Raw genomic sequence first — 408 nt, forward strand, 5'->3', positions numbered from 1 at the left:
CGGCACCGCGAATCTCGCCATCGACAACGAAAACGGCCGCGAAGTCCTTGAAACCATGCGCGCCATGATCGGCTACATGGGACCGGACTACCTGACCTACGACGCCAACGAGCTGAACAAGCTCTGGGATGCCGGCCAGGTCGCGATCATGAACCAGTGGGGCTCGCTCGCCGGGGCCGCCATCGGCGCCGAGGCCAACCCCGACGTCGCCGCCAACACCGCCTTCGCCGCGACTCCGGTCCTCGGTGACGGCACCGTGCCCGCCGCCGCGCTCTGGTGGGATGGCTTCACTATCGCCAAGAACATCAGCGACGAAGACGCCGCCGCCTCGTTCCAGGCGATGGTCCACGCGATCTCGCCCGAAACCATCGCGGCGCATCCCGACGCCGCCACCTGGCTCGTCGAAGG

Annotated in this window: 1 protein-coding gene; it reads left to right on the forward strand. The window is 67.6% G+C overall.

Annotated elements, in window-relative coordinates:
* The coding region (locus ACLD7X_RS19360; protein ID WP_411425303.1) for a hypothetical protein at nucleotides 1-408 on the forward strand (408 nt) is incomplete at both ends.

The organism is Aphanothece microscopica RSMan92, from assembly GCF_046613545.2.
GTDB lineage: Bacteria > Cyanobacteriota > Cyanobacteriia > PCC-6307 > Cyanobiaceae > NIES-981.